This window comes from Mesorhizobium sp. M0768 (assembly GCF_040320195.1).
Classification (GTDB): domain Bacteria; phylum Pseudomonadota; class Alphaproteobacteria; order Rhizobiales; family Rhizobiaceae; genus Mesorhizobium.
In genome coordinates this window covers 1-15,606 of the sequence record NZ_JAMYPD010000064.1, presented here as the reverse complement: position 1 = coordinate 15,606, position 15,606 = coordinate 1, and the positions used below count along the sequence as shown (strand labels likewise).

The 15,606-nt window shown below is 59.4% G+C and carries 18 protein-coding genes; 10 read left to right on the top strand and 8 right to left on the bottom strand.

Features of this window, described 5'->3' with window-relative positions; genetic code table 11:
• Nucleotides 1-329: 329 nt before the first annotated feature.
• The 3 genes from NKI08_RS33845 to NKI08_RS33835 all read right to left on the bottom strand — a co-directional run bounded on the left by NKI08_RS33845 (nt 330) and on the right by NKI08_RS33835 (nt 1,604).
• Complete coding sequence (locus tag NKI08_RS33845) at nt 330-467, bottom strand: hypothetical protein (RefSeq protein WP_352773271.1); 138 nt, start codon at nt 465-467, stop codon at nt 330-332.
• Nucleotides 468-716: 249 nt separating this feature from the next.
• Nucleotides 717-968: a type II toxin-antitoxin system Phd/YefM family antitoxin gene (locus NKI08_RS33840; protein ID WP_352773274.1), complete on the bottom strand. Its 252-nt coding sequence runs from the start codon at nt 966-968 to the stop codon at nt 717-719.
• A 150-nt stretch (nt 969-1,118) separates the two neighbouring features.
• A complete protein-coding gene (locus NKI08_RS33835; protein WP_352775726.1) occupies nt 1,119-1,604 on the bottom strand; it encodes a hypothetical protein in 486 nt (161 codons plus the stop codon).
• 540 nt (nt 1,605-2,144) lie between these two features.
• On the opposite strand from NKI08_RS33835, the gene NKI08_RS33830 reads away from it, so the two are divergent.
• Nucleotides 2,145-2,723, top strand: coding sequence for a hypothetical protein (locus NKI08_RS33830; protein WP_352775723.1), 579 nt, complete (start codon nt 2,145-2,147; stop codon nt 2,721-2,723).
• A gap of 508 nt (nt 2,724-3,231) precedes the next feature.
• Here the strand turns inward: NKI08_RS33830 and NKI08_RS33825 are convergent.
• The 3 genes from NKI08_RS33825 to NKI08_RS33815 all read right to left on the bottom strand — a co-directional run bounded on the left by NKI08_RS33825 (nt 3,232) and on the right by NKI08_RS33815 (nt 4,800).
• Complete coding sequence (locus tag NKI08_RS33825; RefSeq protein ID WP_352775720.1) at nt 3,232-3,669, bottom strand: hypothetical protein; 438 nt, start codon at nt 3,667-3,669, stop codon at nt 3,232-3,234.
• A 224-nt stretch (nt 3,670-3,893) separates the two neighbouring features.
• Nucleotides 3,894-4,268 (bottom strand): hypothetical protein, encoded by a 375-nt coding sequence (locus tag NKI08_RS33820; protein ID WP_352775717.1) that lies wholly within the window; start codon nt 4,266-4,268, stop codon nt 3,894-3,896.
• Nucleotides 4,269-4,377: 109 nt separating this feature from the next.
• Complete coding sequence (locus NKI08_RS33815) at nt 4,378-4,800, bottom strand: ATP-dependent DNA ligase (RefSeq protein WP_352771954.1); 423 nt, start codon at nt 4,798-4,800, stop codon at nt 4,378-4,380.
• Nucleotides 4,801-4,937: 137 nt separating this feature from the next.
• On the opposite strand from NKI08_RS33815, the gene NKI08_RS33810 reads away from it, so the two are divergent.
• Nucleotides 4,938-5,126 carry a hypothetical protein gene (locus NKI08_RS33810; protein ID WP_352775714.1) on the top strand — a complete coding sequence of 63 codons (189 nt, stop codon included), beginning with the start codon at nt 4,938-4,940 and terminating at the stop codon, nt 5,124-5,126.
• Between the two features lie 534 nt (nt 5,127-5,660).
• Here NKI08_RS33810 and NKI08_RS33805 read toward each other — a convergent pair.
• A complete protein-coding gene (locus NKI08_RS33805) occupies nt 5,661-5,852 on the bottom strand; it encodes a KTSC domain-containing protein (protein ID WP_352775711.1) in 192 nt (63 codons plus the stop codon).
• 1,269 nt (nt 5,853-7,121) lie between these two features.
• Nucleotides 7,122-7,403 carry a VanZ family protein gene (locus tag NKI08_RS33800; protein ID WP_352503771.1) on the bottom strand — a complete coding sequence of 94 codons (282 nt, stop codon included), beginning with the start codon at nt 7,401-7,403 and terminating at the stop codon, nt 7,122-7,124.
• A gap of 658 nt (nt 7,404-8,061) precedes the next feature.
• Here NKI08_RS33800 and NKI08_RS33795 point away from each other — a divergent pair.
• From NKI08_RS33795 to NKI08_RS33760, 8 genes are all read left to right on the top strand, one after another.
• Entirely contained in the window at nt 8,062-9,264 is a 1,203-nt protein-coding gene (locus tag NKI08_RS33795; RefSeq protein ID WP_352775709.1) for an ABC transporter substrate-binding protein, read from the top strand.
• Between the two features lie 78 nt (nt 9,265-9,342).
• Complete coding sequence (locus tag NKI08_RS33790; protein ID WP_352452194.1) at nt 9,343-10,209, top strand: branched-chain amino acid ABC transporter permease; 867 nt, start codon at nt 9,343-9,345, stop codon at nt 10,207-10,209.
• Between the two features lie 5 nt (nt 10,210-10,214).
• On the top strand, nt 10,215-11,189 hold the full coding sequence (locus tag NKI08_RS33785; RefSeq protein WP_352618545.1) for a branched-chain amino acid ABC transporter permease: 975 nt from the start codon (nt 10,215-10,217) through the stop codon (nt 11,187-11,189).
• A gap of 4 nt (nt 11,190-11,193) precedes the next feature.
• Entirely contained in the window at nt 11,194-11,973 is a 780-nt protein-coding gene (locus tag NKI08_RS33780; RefSeq protein ID WP_352474568.1) for an ABC transporter ATP-binding protein, read from the top strand.
• 2 nt (nt 11,974-11,975) lie between these two features.
• The gene (locus tag NKI08_RS33775) at nt 11,976-12,698 is read left to right on the top strand and encodes an ABC transporter ATP-binding protein (RefSeq protein ID WP_352775705.1); all 723 of its coding nucleotides are present in this window, start codon (nt 11,976-11,978) and stop codon (nt 12,696-12,698) included.
• Nucleotides 12,699-12,706: 8 nt separating this feature from the next.
• Entirely contained in the window at nt 12,707-13,447 is a 741-nt protein-coding gene (locus NKI08_RS33770; protein WP_352618539.1) for an aspartate/glutamate racemase family protein, read from the top strand.
• 102 nt (nt 13,448-13,549) lie between these two features.
• The gene (locus NKI08_RS33765) at nt 13,550-14,254 is read left to right on the top strand and encodes a GntR family transcriptional regulator (RefSeq protein WP_352775702.1); all 705 of its coding nucleotides are present in this window, start codon (nt 13,550-13,552) and stop codon (nt 14,252-14,254) included.
• Between the two features lie 722 nt (nt 14,255-14,976).
• Nucleotides 14,977-15,606, top strand: a 630-nt coding sequence (locus NKI08_RS33760) for an MFS transporter (RefSeq protein ID WP_352775731.1), incomplete at its 3' end; no start/stop codon positions are given.

The following is a 15,606-nucleotide window of genomic DNA, read 5'->3' as shown; positions in this document are numbered from 1 at the left end:
CGATCTACACAGAAGAGCGGGCATGCCATGGTGGACGAGGCCAAACCTGGGAACGACAGTGCAAGCCACGACTACAGGGCTGACATGTCGGCACGAGATATGGCTGAACGAGCCGTCCTGTCGATCGCCCGTTTGTTGGGTCGGCGGGTTGCTCGGGAGCATTCGAGGAATTGCAGGCGGCCAACGGCAACAAAGTTCATCCTCTTGAGAAAACACCGTCAGAAGGGGAGGGTGGGGCGCGAGGGGAGGGCGTAGGGGCGCCCCGCGCTCCGGTGCTGGCCCGTTCGATGCGGGTAAGGACCGGAGGCCCGCCAAGAAAATCAGTCCGGCTATTTGCGAACGATGCCGCGCAATCGACGCTGCGCCGCCGTCTCTTTGATCACGCCAGCAATTTTGCGGACAAATGCGGGACTGAACGCGCCGATCGGCGTCGTCGTCACCAGATCATAGGCTTCATCGACCTGCACCCGGTTAAATTCGTCCAGGATCAGCCATGACGGATAGTCGAGGCCGCCGCGGCGGCATTCGATGTCGCTGATGGCGAGATGCGGGCGCGACCGGTCGGGTTTGTGAAGTCAGCGGAAAAGAGAAACAAGGCTGCGGGCGTTGCTAGCGTCCGGACAACGATGCAAACCGGCCTCGCCTTCCGTCCGGATTCCTCGCCGGCGTCTGCTTCCCGCGCCCATAGGTAATAATATCGGAGCAGATCGCCAGCTTTAAGCATCGGGCGTGTCGCCGGAAATTATGGCATCCAGTCCTGTCATGAGTTCATTGTGGACTTCATCCGGTGCGTCCTCGATCGTATAGGCGACCGAATGCGGCTGGCCGACGAGCTGGTGGTACTGAGCAGCGGACAGGATGACGAGCTTTTCCTTGCCGCGCTTGGTCAGGGCCACCGGCTCGATCAATGCCGTTTCGAGGATTTCGCCTGACACGCGATTCATGTCGGAGAATGTGAATTGCTTCATCGCCGTACTTCCTTTTAAAGTACCTATAATAGGTAATTCACGTAAGAAAAGCAAGAATGGTGGCGCCCACGCGCCACCTTTCGTATCAGCATCGATCCGCTCGCATTGACTTGCCGAGAGCACTCTATGAGGGATAACTAAGTATATCGTTCAGAGAGTCGGATATGGCATCCCAAGCGATTTTGCTTCCGAATAGCCGAGAAAACCCATCTCGTCATCGGGCGCCTGCATTATGTAGAGCAGCAGCTTCGGGTCTATATTCATCTCGGCGAGATGGCGAGAAAGTGCAGTCGCACTTTCTTTGAAAACTGTAAGGTAGAGCAGAACCTCTTCGCGGGTAAAGCTTAGCTTTTGCTCGACCGCCGGACGAATCTGATGGAGGCCAATATTGGACAGTAAATGCGAAAACCGCACTTTGCCGCCCAAAAGCATGAGGCCCCAAACCGAGTTGCATGAAGATGGGTCCAGCGCCCCGTCGTCGCGAAGGTGACAGACGGCCGTGCCACGGCGGTCATGGCGCCATTTATCCTTAGCTGCCGCGAGACGGAAAAGGCTGGGTTGACCAGGCCGCCGGGAGAATCGAGAAGCAGGATCAATTGCGGTCCAGCGCCCGTTCTCGCCTTTGCGCGTGACCACTCGCTGGTCTTCTCCAGCCTGTCGAGCGCCTCTTGGAAACGTTCGATCGTCGTGTCGGCAACCTCGCCGCTGGCAAAGACCACAACGCACGCACTGCAGGGGGGTGATCGAAGACTTTGAAAGTCATCGTTTGCGTATTTCAGGTCTTCGGCCGCAGCCAGCAGAACCCCCATGGCCAGGATCGTGATTGCAACAACCGTGGACATGCAACGGCGATAGTATGAGCTCAAGATCGTCCCCCTTAATGTGGCGGCAGCGTATCTCACCATTTCGGAGAAAGAAACGCGGGGAAGTGCCGTCTGCGCCGACCGAGGCGATGAAGGCGAACTGTCCCTCGGTTACTCTCCGACAGATCAGCAGCAGAGAGAAACGCGCGAACCCGCTTTGCTAAAAGGCCCTGCAGGAAGGCACATTGGCCTAACCGATCTTGAGCCGCGATGCGAACCAGGCGCTTGGCAATCACCGGCCCGCCGACCCTACTATTCGCCAGCGGCGACGTGCCGGATATGGAGTAAGTTCAGCCTGGGATTCCATCTCGCGATGGTCGAGGGGACGTGCTTTACTCCGAAGATGAGCCTGCTGACACGATTCCTCGTCCATGCCACCTTCGCAGCGTGTTTACCTTCGGCCTCCTATGCGGAGCCGCGCAACGGCCCGCGCCTTGAAGAGCCGGCATGCCAGCCCATCACTACGGCCAACGAAGCATTCGTCAAGATACCGATCTTTCAGGCGACTTGGGACGCCGTGATCAAGCGCGATACAGCCGTGGTGGTCATGCATAGAGAGTCGGTCTACGCAAATGGCATCCTATACGAGCGAACGGCGCCGTACGCGCCTTGGCGCGTTGAGGCGCTTCAACTCGGGAATCCCCGGCATTCGGGTTGTCACCAGCTGCGCGAAGAGATGCTGGATGGTGTCAACACCGTGGTCATCTCGTATTGGAGGCACAACCCCGACGTCGATCCGCGGTGGTATCATTGCACGATCTGGATTGAAATTCCAGAATACAGGAATCGAAAGCTGGACTGCTCGACCGTCTATTTCTCCGAGGAAGCAGAGCTGAAAAGACGTTGGTTTTATAAAACCGACATCAAGCTGCCGGCGCCGCCACAGAAGTGAGTGCTCGGCGCGGCTGTGTAACTTTCGCCGACGGGATTCGGCCAGACGCGGTCAGGCTCAAACCCATTTCGGCCGACGCCTAAGGGCCTGACGACACAACAAGGCAGGCCGTCATGAGGCGGGAAACTTCACGATCCTGTCTCTTCTATAATCATAGGCAATGTGCGGTCTTCCATTCCGATAGTCGTCATAGGTCCAGCGGCCCGTAGCGCGGTCATTGACGAAATCGGTGCACCACTTGACGCCATTGGGAGGAGGTCGTCCTTGATGCCATCTCTTTTTCGACGTTACGCCTTGGAGGCAGTGCTGAATTGCAGCGCGCCTCTGTTCCGGGGTCTGCAGTTTCGCTCTGCCTGCTTCAAATTGGGCTCTACCATCGCTTTGGCAGCCAGCAATTAGCAGTGCTGTTGCGACTATCAATTTGCTAGCGCACTTCAAATGAGGTTCTCCAAATCGGGCACGTCACCAGGGCAACCATGTGGACGTGGTTTTCGCCAGTCTGTCGATTTTATTGCTTTTCCCTGTTGTCGACTTCTTTCAAAAGCGCCATCAGTCCGGCGCAGCCGCCTAACTCCGACAGTGCGAGCTCTTTCGTTTCTTTGTCGGCATCTTCTAAGTCGGACGTCTTGGCCACCTCTAGTCCTAGGCCTTCCATCGCGTCCGCCACATTCATCGAGGCGATAGTGCCTTCGGCGTCCTTCGCCTTTTCCAGGCTCGCGGCGCGAGATAGGCATTCGGTCTTTTCAAATACCTTGGCGAGCCATGGCCACATAGGTTTGTTTTGTGCGCCGCAGAGGCGTTCTGCCAGGACATGGATCGACACATACAACCCGATAGCCATCCCTGGCATGTCGGGACTTTGGCTCGTTACGCACTCGTCAGTCCCTTCTGCATGAGCTGGCAGCAGCATCCCTAAGAGAATTGGCAGGGCCAATTTAAATCGCATCTTATCTCCCCGATCGACATAGCAGAATGCTGAGCACGAACTAAGTTGTCGGCGATTTAACGACGGCCTGTTTGTCCAGCTCGGCTTCGGGCTCGCCGCTTGCGCCGCTCTCGGCACATTGTCAAAGCCCTGCCGTCAGGCATCGGCGTATTCCTGCCAGAGGTCAGGGACCAAGCGCTCCTTACCGTCCCTGCTCGCGAACGGATTGGCCCAAAGGCGGACATCTACCGGTAACTATCCGGGTCTTTGGCCTTCTCGGTCTGGCAATTAACCTTACTCAGAACAGCCTTACGGTAAGCGCCGTCAAACACGCGGATCGCCCTCTCGAATTTAGCCGGATTAGGCGCCAAGTGTTTTTCTAGCCCGTCGTACAAAAGGATGGAGACAGCCATCATGGCTTTGCCACTTTCGCTTGGTCTCAGCGCTGGGCACCTTTTCAATACGCCATAGATGTTACCTGAAATTGCTGCAGCCCGATGCAATTTGCCATCCGCCATCCGTGCCAAGTAATTGATGTTTTGCTGCTCTCCCTGCCCGGCCCAAGCAGTCGATATTGTGAAGCAGATTCCTGCGATGACCGTTACCAAAATGCGGCTCAAACGTTTCCCCCTCTTCTCGTCATCTCGCCCCTACCGATCACCTGTTATCATAGCTTTGCCTGAGGTTCAAAAGGCCGCCAGCCGGGCCAACGGGCATTGCGACTAAAGCTCAGTTGCGGCCCTCAAACCGATGGACGAACAGTTCTTCGGGCGGAATGACGCCCTCCAGGATCTCGCGGCGCTGCTCCATCGCCATGTCGCGCAAATCGTGCCCGTTGAGGTGCAGCAGATCGAAGGCGACGAAATAGAGATCGTGCTGGCGTCGCGTGATCGCTTTGCGCAGCTCGGCAAAGTCGGACAGGCCTTTGTCGTTGAGGACGATGATTTCGCCGTCGATGATGGCGTTCTCAACGGTCAGCGTTTTGGCTGTTGCGGCGAGGTCGCGGTATTTCGACGTCCAGTCCAGCCCGCGGCGGGTGAAGACGCGCACCCGGCCGGCGTCGATGATGATCTGGGAGCGGTAGCCGTCGAACTTGACCTCGTGAGTCCATCCGTCGCCCTGGGGCGGCTTGGCGATCAGGGTAGGCATCATCGGCGGTATGAACTCGAGCCGGCCGGTACTTACAATTTTACGCATTAGAGAATTAGGCACTCGGATTATATTAGCCAGAGCGAACATAACGCGACTCCGCGCGGAAACCAAAACGCGACAGTTTGCGTTGCGGAAGAATGACGAGGATCAGAACCGACAACATCGCTACCGGCTACCAAGGCAAGCCGCATGACGGGCCAGTGGAGGATGAATCGAAGCACTTCGTCTACTGCTCAGTTTGCGGTCAGACGTTCGACGCGCGTGATCTTGGACAGGTGTTTCATCACGCCGAGCCGCAGCACACCCCGCTGCCGGTCGAGCAATAGTCCCGCTAATCGACCTCCGGCGGCAGAGCGGCCTTTGAAACCTTCAGCGCGCCAGCGACGTTGGATTCGGAGAAAAAAGGTAAGGAGTGATCGCCATGACCGTCCTCGCCTACAGCCTTACCACAAGAGAGCGCGCGATAGCTTGGTTCCGCTGATTCGTAACGCGCTACAGAGCGTCCGAAGCTATGCGATCGGCTCTAGCGTGAACAGACGTGATCGCGCGCTGATCCTCCCGCGTCTGGATGGAGGAGGCGCGGACCGGACGGCCGATCTTGCGATATCGTACGAGGGGAAGGATTGGCTGGGTGCACCGAACCTTTTCGCGCCCGGTGCTTCAGCTAGACCGCAAAAAAGTCCCGCCGCGCTGCCAGAACGGCGGGACCGATCAAACGCTTTGCACCAGGCGGGGGGATGCCGGGGGGTTGGGCTTGCCAGGTGAGCGCGGACCGTAATCAACCCTAAGCGCCACAGCGGCAACGCGTCCACCAACCGCCGGTTGGAGCGATAGGACGACTGAGCCGCCGGCAGGTCAGGTCATCCCGGGTCGCTATCGCTCGCAACCAGACGGTAGCGGAAATTATTGCGGATGTGGTCGTTGAAATAGCGGCCCTTGGCGAACGCGGCCCGGAACGCGGCAAAGGATTCCGGCGGTACCCCCTCAAACTCGTACCGCTTGCCGCTTCTGTCAGGATCGTATTCCGTTTTGCGTATCGAGGTGGACGGCATGACGGCGGTTCGATTCAAAAAGCAATCAACGAGCGGAGAGGCGGTCGCGTTCCTTGGCGCGGTGAGGAACGACACTCGGTCGAATGCGAGCGCCGCGGCTGGGCCTATTCGATGTTCCGGCGTCGTCGGGACATTGCTGCGAATAAAAAATTGCCTTCCGCCTCAATGAAGCTGTGATCAAAATCTGGTAGCCATTGCTGCTGTTCGAGAGGCCTGTAAGACAATCGCGTTTGGGGAGGCGGCAGTATCATGGCTGTAGCAGGTAAAAATTGGGATGCCCATATTGTGGGACCTTCAACACTATAAACGAGGTTGACAAAACAGATGGCTACACCGGGCTCAACGAGGCTATGTTGGGTCCCGCGGGCACGGTGGCTGATCAGGTACGCCATAGCTGCGAGTAAATGCGGCACCGCGAGCTCGGCCCGACCGGTGCAGGCCGATATTCCCAAAAACCTGCGTATGAAGTTACTCGGTCTTTCCACTTCCGCGCTGCTAACCACGATGAATTCCGCGGCCGCCCTGTCGTACTGCGCGCCAGATGACGAACCTTGTCGGCAATCTGCCGATTTTCCGTTCTTATTCTATTCGGAGTTCTGGTTGTGATGGCGATGGTCTCCAAAGTCATCACATATTTCCGGCAGAAACAGGGGCGAAAATAACGGAGTGGGCGGCTGCGCATAACGGGCGGCGCGCTATAAACTTGGAGCCAATGTTTAATCAGCGGGCTGCCTATGCAGCGTTTGGGGGCAACTGTGAAGCGGCTTTTTATCGCGGTTCTGGTCGCATCTGCGGTTCTTAGTTCTCAGGCTAGGTCCGCAGTCGATCCAATGATCAAGGCCGAACAGAGCGCGCTAATCAGATGTAATTTGGGGTGGGCCGCAAAACTAGCGGTCCAGCCTGGCGCCCCGAGTACCTTAGCAAGAAAAGCGCAGCAATTGTGCGCAGGAGAAGACGCAACGTACGACCGCGTGGTGCGATTGTCCCTTCGTTACAAGGTGATCGCCGACAGATACATGCGCAAAATACATGCCTCTCAATTGAGGTCTAATGCAGCGATGATTGTTAAAGTCCGCGCTCTGATGAAAAAGAGAAGGCCATAACTCCCCTCGGCTGCTATGCGCAGATCGGCTTGCGGATGATAGTCTCAGTGATCGCTGCGGCCTTACTTAATGCTCTCTGAAGTCCTGCAGCGAAGCGTGACGTAGATCCTCTTCGCCGCGCATATGCTTCACGCGGCCGATTAGCCCCAGCTTGACGGGTCGTGACCTAGGAGAATCCGCTGACTAATTTCTTTGTCCAGCTTGCAATTGCGAGCCCGCAAGCGACGCCGACACAATCGGCAAACCAGTCGAACATATCCATGTCGCGGCCTATCATTTGCATGCCCTGGAGGATCTCGATCGCTGCGCCGGTAAGAGCAAGAAAAATGGTCAGTCTTGCCCTGTGCTCTGGCCAACCGAGACTGCCGATAGCCGTCAACACGACGAAAGCTGCGGCGTGATTGAGCTTGTCATCATGAGAGGTGAAGCCGAAGCCAAAATTCTGCAAAAGCCACTCCGGTGAGAGTGCGAGCACGAGGACACCGGCCAGTGTGACCAGAAAAGCAGTCCTTGCGGCGATGGGAAAAGATCTTGCACGCAAAAAAATGGGGTCACTCCTTTTCCGACGTTACAGGCCGGTACTTCGAACATAGCCGTCCGCACGTAGCGGCACATCGGAACAGAGTCCACTGCCGCGGGAGGGCTAGGCAAAAGCCATTAGCTGGCCTTCCGCGTTCAATGCGGCAGGATCAGGGCGGGCGTCAACCACCCGAGAGCTGAGCCGCTCATGCTCCAGCATTTTCGGCACGCGCCGTCTGCACCATTCGCGAAGTTCGTCGCGGGAGCCCGAGAGCTGCTCTCTCGTTGGCGACCAGGTGGGCATCATCGGCGGAATGAACTCGGGACGGCCGGCGCCGGTACTACAATTTTACGCACCCAGTCAATACTAGGCACAAAGCTTATATTAGCCAGAGCGAACGGAACGTGATTCTGGAAGGGAAGCCGCGATGCTGCGGACCGCGTCCTTCATCTACGACCGCACAAGATTGTCAACAATCTGTAAAAGTTTTGTTGACAGATAATAGATTTGAGCCCTCACTCACAAAACTCCGCGTATCGGTCGAGTTCTGTCGCAACAATGCGCGGCCTCCAAAGGGGAAAGAACAATGATCAATAGACGTTCAATAGTCACATTCGCCGCGCTCGGCACCGTCTCTGCGCTGGCAATCATGGCCGGCGGCACAATCACGGTGCACGCCGCCAACAAGGAACTCAAGATCGGCTTTGTCGGCGTGACGAGTGGCGCGGCCGCTGCGTGGGGCACATCCAACGTCCGCTCGATGCAGACGCGCGCCGCCTGGATCAACGAAACCGGCGGTGTGAAGATTGGTAACGAGACCTATGACATCAAAATCGTCACCTTCGACGATCAGAAGGACCCCAAGCGGGCGATCGCCGGCATGGAGAAGATGGCCCAGGAGGGCATCCACTATGTCGTCGGTCCGAATGTTGACGATGGCGCGGCGGCGGTGCGTCCCGTGGCAGAATCCAAGGGCATCATCTATTTTCCCTACGCTTTCCCGAAGGAACTCTACACCCCACCGGCGTCCAACGCTGTGCTCGGCATGATCGCCAATTACCAGTCAGCTCCGGCGATCTACAAATATCTCATGGAAAACAGGGGCGTGAGAAAAGTTGCTTTTGTCGCCGCCAACGAATCCGATCCGCTGAGCCAGCGGGATGGCGGTGTTGCCGCGGCAAAGGCGCTCGGACTTGAGGTTGTGGCTGCCACGGACGTCTACCAAAACGATACCCGCGATTTCACACCGGTACTGACGCCGATCGTTCTGCAAAAACCGGACCTGCTGGTGCTTTCGGGTGTCGCGCCCGGCAATGCGCCGCTGCTGATCCGCGCCGCGCGCGAGCTCGGCTACGAAGGTCTGATCTCCACCGAAACGGCGCAGGATGCCAAGGTGCTGGAAGAGGGCGCGGGTGAGTTGGCCAACGGCTTCATCTCAGTCGGCGGCGCATCGACGCCCGAAATCGCGTCCGACATGATGAAGGAGTTCGTCGACCGCTATACGAAAATGTTCGGCGAATACAATGACGAGTCCAACACCAAGGTCTACGCGCTCGAATACATCATCGAGACGCTGAAGGCGAACCCGGCCGCGATCGACAATGTCGAGGAGTTCAAGAAGACGATCGACACTTTTTCGGCGCCCAATCCCTATCTGAAGGGCGATGCCAAGCTGACCTATGTCGGAATGACGTCGTTTGGCCAGAAGCGCCAGCTTTCGGTCCCGATGGTGGTCACGGAATACCGCGACGGCAAGTTCGAGACGCTCTTCGTCGCTCAAGTCGATTGACGCAACTGCACTGAAGCGGATTGCCGCAGAGGCTCGTGCATTCGTCTTGAGCCTCTGAATGGCCGGGGAACCATCCTGATGGAACAAGTCATCGCCAACGGGCTCTATCTTGGCGCGCAATACGCCTTGATCGCGCTCGGTCTGACCCTGATCTTCGCGCTGATGAACGTGCTTAACTTTGCCCATGGGCAGATGTACGTTCTCGGCGGCTTCATCACCTACACCGTCTATGGCCAGCTCGGCATGCCTTTCGTCGTCGCGCTCGTTGCGTCCGGGATCACGCTGCTGGTTATTGGAGCGCTGGTCGAGAAATTCCTTTTCAGAACGGTGATCAAGCGAAGCGTGCGGGAGGAAAGTACGATGCTTCTCGCGGCGGCGGTCGCATTCTTCCTCGACGCCGTGATCCTCCTCCTGTTCGGTGAAAAGCAGCGCGGCGTGCCGAAGATCGTCAACGGCGTCTTCGTCTCCGACAGCCTCATAATGCCTTACGACCGGCTGCTGGTCGGCGCACTCGCCATACTGTTCATCGCCTCCTTCGTGCTTTTCATGCAGTACAGCAAGCCGGGACGCGCCATGCGGGCGCTGGCGCAGGACCGGGTCGCGGCGCAGCTTATGGGCGTCGAGGTCGACCGCTATTCGATGATCGGCTTTGCGCTCGGCGCCATGCTTGCCGGCATAGTCGGCGGGCTGCTGGTCGCCATCACCGGCGTCAATTCGGGCATCGGCGGGCCGATCTCGATCAAGGCGTTCTTGATGGTGATGATCGGCGGGGCCGGCGTGGTCAGCGGAGCGATCGCCGGCGGCTTCATCCTCGGCATGATGGAATCGGTCGGCCTGACGGTGCTACGCCAATATGGCGACGTCACTTATCTAGTCATCTTCGCCGCGCTGATGGTGTTCCTGAGCATCCGCCCGAACGGGCTCATGGGCAAGCCGTGGGGGTGATCGAAATGAAGCGTACACGCAACATCCTCGGCGTCGCTGTCTTCCTGCTGGTCGTACTCATCGGCGTGCCCTGGCTGATCGAGGCAACCGGTCGGCTCGACCTCTACTACACGCTGACTTCGGTCGCGCTGCTCAGCATCGCCAGCGCCGGGGTGTGGGTGACTTTCTACATCGGCCGCATCAATATCGGCCAGGGCGCCTTCGCGCTTATGGGCGGCTATGTTTCGGCCATCCTTGTCGTCCAGTATGGTGTGTCGTTCTGGCTGACACTGCCGCTGGCTGGGCTGTTCTGCGCCGCTGCAAGCGTGCTGATCGGGCTGCCCATCCTCAGGCTTCGCGGCGTCTATTTCGCCATGGTCACGCTGGTTTTGACCGAAGTGGCGCGGCTGCTCGCGCTGGCACTGCCGATCACCAACGGAGCCAAGGGCATGGTCAGCATTCCGCTCCCCGGCGGCATCTCGATCTTCGGGCTGAGCATCCTTCCGGATTTCGCGACGCTCGCCAATCCGCGTCCCGCCTTCTATCTCGTCTCGGTTGCGCTGATGGTGCTGTGCTTTGCCGGGCTTTACCGCCTTGTCCATTCGCGCATCGGCAAACTCTGCCAATCGTTGCAGCAGAACGAGGAACTGGCCTCCTCGATCGGCGTCAACATCGCCTATTTGCGCGTCATCGCCTATGCCATCTCCTCATTCCTCGGCGGTCTCGGCGGTGCGATGTTCGTCGCCATCTCGCAATCGATCTATCCGTCGAGCTTCACCGTCACCGACTCGGTGAACTTCATGCTGAACTGCTTCCTCGGCGGGCTCGGCCACGTCTTCGGGCCGATGATCGGCACCTTCGTGCTCTATTTCGGCTGGGATTTCCTGTTCGAGACCGGCGAGTTCCAGTTGCTGATCTTCTCTTCGGTGCTGATCGCGCTGATGCTGTTCCTTCCCAACGGCCTGCTCAGCCTCAGGCTGTTCGGCAAGAAGCAGGGCTAGGACCATGACTGAGCTTCTCCAAATCAAGGCAGTGACCAAACGCTTCGGCGGGCTGGTCGCGGTCAACAATGTTTCCTTCGCGGTCCGCGAACGCGAGATCCTTTCCGTCATCGGCCCCAACGGCGCCGGCAAGTCGACGCTGTTCAAGCTGATTTCCTCTTTCCTCAATCCGACCTCGGGCGAAGTGCTGTTCCGGGGAGAGCGGATTTCAGGCCTGGCGCCGCATATCGTCGCTCGGAAGGGCGTCGTGCGCACGTTCCAGGAGACGACGATCTTCAAGGGCATGACGGTGCGCGACAATGTCATAATCGCGCATCACCTGCGTTCCAATGCCAGCCTTGCCGGCTTCTATCTCGGCACGAATACCGCACGACGCGACGAGGATGAATTCGGCCGCTCGGCCGACGAGATCATCGACTTCCTGGGTCTCGGCGCGCAACGGCATGAGATCGCCAGCACGCTGCCGCACGGCCATCTGCGCGCGCTCGGGATTGCCATCGGGCTCGCCACGAACCCGACCGTGCTTCTGCTCGACGAGCCCTTCGCCGGCATGAACCATGACGAAACCGTGCGCGCGGTGGAGATGGTGCGCGGCGTGCGAAAGCGCGGCGTGACGGTCCTGCTGGTCGAGCACGATATGCCCGCCGTCATGAACATTTCCGACCGCATCGTCGTCCTGAACTTCGGTGTGAAAATCGCCGAGGGAACGCCGAAGGAAATCCAGGAGAACGAAAAGGTCATCGAGGCCTATCTCGGCGCCGAAGATGAGACGATCGGATTTTAGCCATGAGCGAACTGCTGAAGGTCTCGGACGTCGAACTCTACTACGAGCATGTCTATGCACTGAAGGGTGTGTCGCTGAGCGTCAACGAGGGCGAGACGGTAGCGCTGATCGGCGCGAACGGCGCGGGAAAATCTTCGATCCTGCGCGCCATCACCGGCCTGAAGAAGGTCCGCAGCGGCCAGATTCATTTCCAGGGCCACCGCATCGACGGAACGCGCCCGGACGAGCTGGTCAGGATGGGCATCGCCATGGTACCTGAGGGTCGGCGCGTCTTTTCCTACATGACGGTGCGCGACAATCTGATGATGGGCGCCTTCACCCGCACCGACAAGGCCGAAATCGCAAGGACGCTGGACATGGTGCTCGGGCGCTTCCCGCGCCTGAAGGAACGCTATTCCCAGACGGCGGGTACGATGAGCGGCGGCGAACAGCAGATGCTGGTGATCGGGCGGGCGCTGATGGCCAAACCGAAGCTTCTGCTGCTCGATGAACCCTCGCTCGGCGTCGCGCCGAAGCTCGTTCAGGACATCGCCCGCTCGATCGTCGCGATCAACCGCGACGAAAAGGTCAGCGTGCTGCTGGTCGAGCAGAATTCGCGCATGGCGCTGCGCATCTCGCAGCGTGCCTACGCACTGACGACCGGAAAGATCGCGCTGGCCGGACATTCGGCTGAGCTGCTTGGCGACGACCGGGTCAAGAAACTCTATCTCGGCGGCGAAATATGAAAGCGCAAATGGACGTACTCGTCGTCAATCCCAACACCACCGCGTCGATGACCGAAAAGATCGGCGAGGCGGCGCGCCGCGCGGCTTCGGCCGGCACCAGGATCATCGCCGTCAATCCGAAGGACGGGCCGCCGAGCGTCGAAGGCTATTTCGACGAGGTCTTCGCCATCCCGGGAATGATCGGCGAGATCCAAAAACATCCGGCGGCGAGCGCCTGCGTCATCGCCTGCTTCGACGACACCGGCCTCGACGCAGTACGCTGCGTCGGCGAGATGCCGGTGGTCGGTATCGGCGAAGCGGCGTTTCACATGGCGAGCCTGATTGCCGGCAAGTTCAGCGTGGTGACGACACTGTCGCGTTCGGTGCCGGCGATCGAGCACAATCTGGTGCGGTACGGCCTCGCCAGCCGCTGCGCCAGGGTGCGGGCCAGCGACGTTCCCGTTCTGGAGCTCGAAGTGCCCGGCTCCAACGCCCGCCATCGAATTTCGGAGGAGATCGAGCGCGCCATCCGCGACGACCGGGCCGAAGCGATTGTGCTGGGATGCGCCGGCATGGCCGACCTCGCCGCCGCGCTCAGCCGCGAACATAGGCTTCCCGTGCTCGACGGCGTCGCCTGCGCAGTAAAACTCTGTGAGAGCCTCGTCGGCCTTGGCCTGTCGACCTCAAAGCGTGGCGGCTACCAGGTTCCACTCGAAAAATCCTTCGCCGGAATCTTTGCGTCCTTTTCGCCCTCCGGCCGTGTATCCTGATGCGTGCAAAATTGTTGACATTCCCACACAGGATGTTCGATGTCCGGCCGGAAACGCGGTGTTCGCGCCGCTAAGCGATCCGGCCGCCGGGACAATGATACGATGGACCTGCTTGGGCCAAAGCCACGGGATGGCGACAAGCCGACGATGCGCTGGTTTCCGGTCTATGCCGGCCTGCGCGACGCCATCGTCAGCCACCGCCTCGCACCGGGCACAAAACTACCCGAGGACGAACTCGCCTCGATCTATTCGGTGAGCCGCGCGGTGATACGCGCGGCGCTGCAGGCGCTGTCGCATGACCGCTTGGCTCGGCTCGAGCCGAACCGCGGCGCGTTCGTCGCCCAGCCGACCAAGCAGGAAGCGCGCGAGGTGTTCGAAGCGCGGGCGCTGATCGAGCCCAAGGTCGCCGCGCTTGCCGCCGAAGTGGCAAAGCCGGCCGAAATCGCGCAACTGCGGCTTCATCTCGAAAAAGAGCACGAGGCCCTGCATGCCGGCCGCGACAGCGACGCCATCATGCTGTCGGCAAAATTCCATGTCGGCATCGCCCAAATCGCCGGCCATTCTATCCTGACCGGTTTCGTCAAAGACCTGCTGTCGCGGTCGTCGCTGATCATCGCGCTCTACTGGCGCCACCGCGACACCACCTGCGAAAGCCACGCCCATCACGCCCTCGTCGATGCCATCGAAAAGCACGACGCACAAAACGCGTCCGACCTGATGCAAAGCCACCTCGTGGAACTTCTGTCGGGCCTTGATCTGTCACTTGGCGAGAAGAAGCCCGAGAGCCTGTCGGACATCTTGCGCTGATCTGCGCTGTCAAACTCTTCGCCAAGCTTCGCATTGCACATGTCGTCGCGATGCTGGACGAATATCGGATCACCCGCGACCGACACCGGCCAACGAAGCTCGCGCGTAAGTGGCTCTCAAAGCTGGTAAAGCCGAAGTGCCATACTGGATCGCCCCCGATCGGGCGCTCACGGCGACGCCAGGATGCACGTCACCCCGCAATCCTGACCTGGCGCCTACCTCTGAAACGTCCCAATGCGACATTTCTACTTGCCAGTAACGCGACGTTCGAACTTGGTTGCAACAGATCCCAGGTTGATTGGCGATCCTGCCCCCGGTCCACCCGGTTCCGAAACGGCACCATTCGCCATCTCGGGACGTTCGCCAATGCGGCGGGGAACTTCGCGATCCGACCCTTCTCGGACCTTCCCTGAATGCAAGATCACGGGCAGGTTCTGACCCTATTCCCGACCTTGACAGCCAAGTGCAATATGCGCCAGTTGCGTCTTCGGTCGTTGCAAGCCTTGACACGATATGATTCAGCATTGTTGGGCGGCAGCCCGAGGATTGAAACCGATATTCGCCTCGCTGGAATGTCTAACGCGACTCCGTCATGATCTTCCGGCCCTGTCGAGCGACGCTGCCAAAGCCGGTGACGCCAACGCAGGTGATGAGGGCAGGCTAGACCAGTGCAGCAGATCCGCCCGGCGACTTTTCTTTTTGCGGCCCGAGCCCTGCGCGACATGGGCGACGGCTTTGTGGCCGTTCTGTTGCCGGTCTATCTCCTCGCATTAGGCTTCGCGCCTCTGCAGGTCGGCATCATAGCAACCGGATCGCTGCTCGGTTCAGCGCTCTTAACCATCGCCGTCGGACTCCTTGGTGCCCGACACGATCACCGCCAACTCCTGCTTGCCGCCGCCAGTCTGATGGTGGCCACGGGTGTGGCCTTTGCTGTGGTCCACGACTACGCGCTGCTTTTGGTGATCGCCTTCGCAGGCACCATCAACCCGTCGGCCGGCAGCGTCAGCGTATTCGTGCCCTTAGAGCATGCCGTGCTCACACGCGAAGTCACCGACGCCGCGCGGACCAAGATGTTCGCGCGCTACAGCCTTGTGGGTGCGCTCGCAGCCGCGGTTGGCGCGCTCGCTTCGGCAACCCCTGATCTTCTGGCTCCAGCCGGCCTCGACCAACTCACCGGCATCAAGGCGATGTTCGTGCTCTATGCGTTGCTGGGCCTGCTCGGCGGTCTCCTTTACGCGCAGATCCCGCGGCGCCGTCCAACGTCGGACTCCGGCAGCACGTCCGCGCTTGGCCCCTCGCGGAATATCGTTTTCAGGCTTGCGGCCCTTTTTAGCCTTGATGCCTTTGCCGGC

Coding starts and splice junctions, on each gene's coding strand:
- NKI08_RS33840 (WP_352773274.1), bottom strand. CDS start 968: ATGAAGCAATTCACATTCTCCGACATGAATCGCGTGTCAGGCGAAATC.
- NKI08_RS33830 (WP_352775723.1), top strand. CDS start 2,145: ATGGTCGAGGGGACGTGCTTTACTCCGAAGATGAGCCTGCTGACACGA.
- NKI08_RS33825 (WP_352775720.1), bottom strand. CDS start 3,669: ATGCGATTTAAATTGGCCCTGCCAATTCTCTTAGGGATGCTGCTGCCA.
- NKI08_RS33815 (WP_352771954.1), bottom strand. CDS start 4,800: ATGATGCCTACCCTGATCGCCAAGCCGCCCCAGGGCGACGGATGGACT.
- NKI08_RS33810 (WP_352775714.1), top strand. CDS start 4,938: ATGACGAGGATCAGAACCGACAACATCGCTACCGGCTACCAAGGCAAG.
- NKI08_RS33805 (WP_352775711.1), bottom strand. CDS start 5,852: ATGCCGTCCACCTCGATACGCAAAACGGAATACGATCCTGACAGAAGC.
- NKI08_RS33795 (WP_352775709.1), top strand. CDS start 8,062: ATGATCAATAGACGTTCAATAGTCACATTCGCCGCGCTCGGCACCGTC.
- NKI08_RS33790 (WP_352452194.1), top strand. CDS start 9,343: ATGGAACAAGTCATCGCCAACGGGCTCTATCTTGGCGCGCAATACGCC.
- NKI08_RS33785 (WP_352618545.1), top strand. CDS start 10,215: ATGAAGCGTACACGCAACATCCTCGGCGTCGCTGTCTTCCTGCTGGTC.
- NKI08_RS33780 (WP_352474568.1), top strand. CDS start 11,194: ATGACTGAGCTTCTCCAAATCAAGGCAGTGACCAAACGCTTCGGCGGG.
- NKI08_RS33775 (WP_352775705.1), top strand. CDS start 11,976: ATGAGCGAACTGCTGAAGGTCTCGGACGTCGAACTCTACTACGAGCAT.
- NKI08_RS33770 (WP_352618539.1), top strand. CDS start 12,707: ATGGACGTACTCGTCGTCAATCCCAACACCACCGCGTCGATGACCGAA.
- NKI08_RS33765 (WP_352775702.1), top strand. CDS start 13,550: ATGGACCTGCTTGGGCCAAAGCCACGGGATGGCGACAAGCCGACGATG.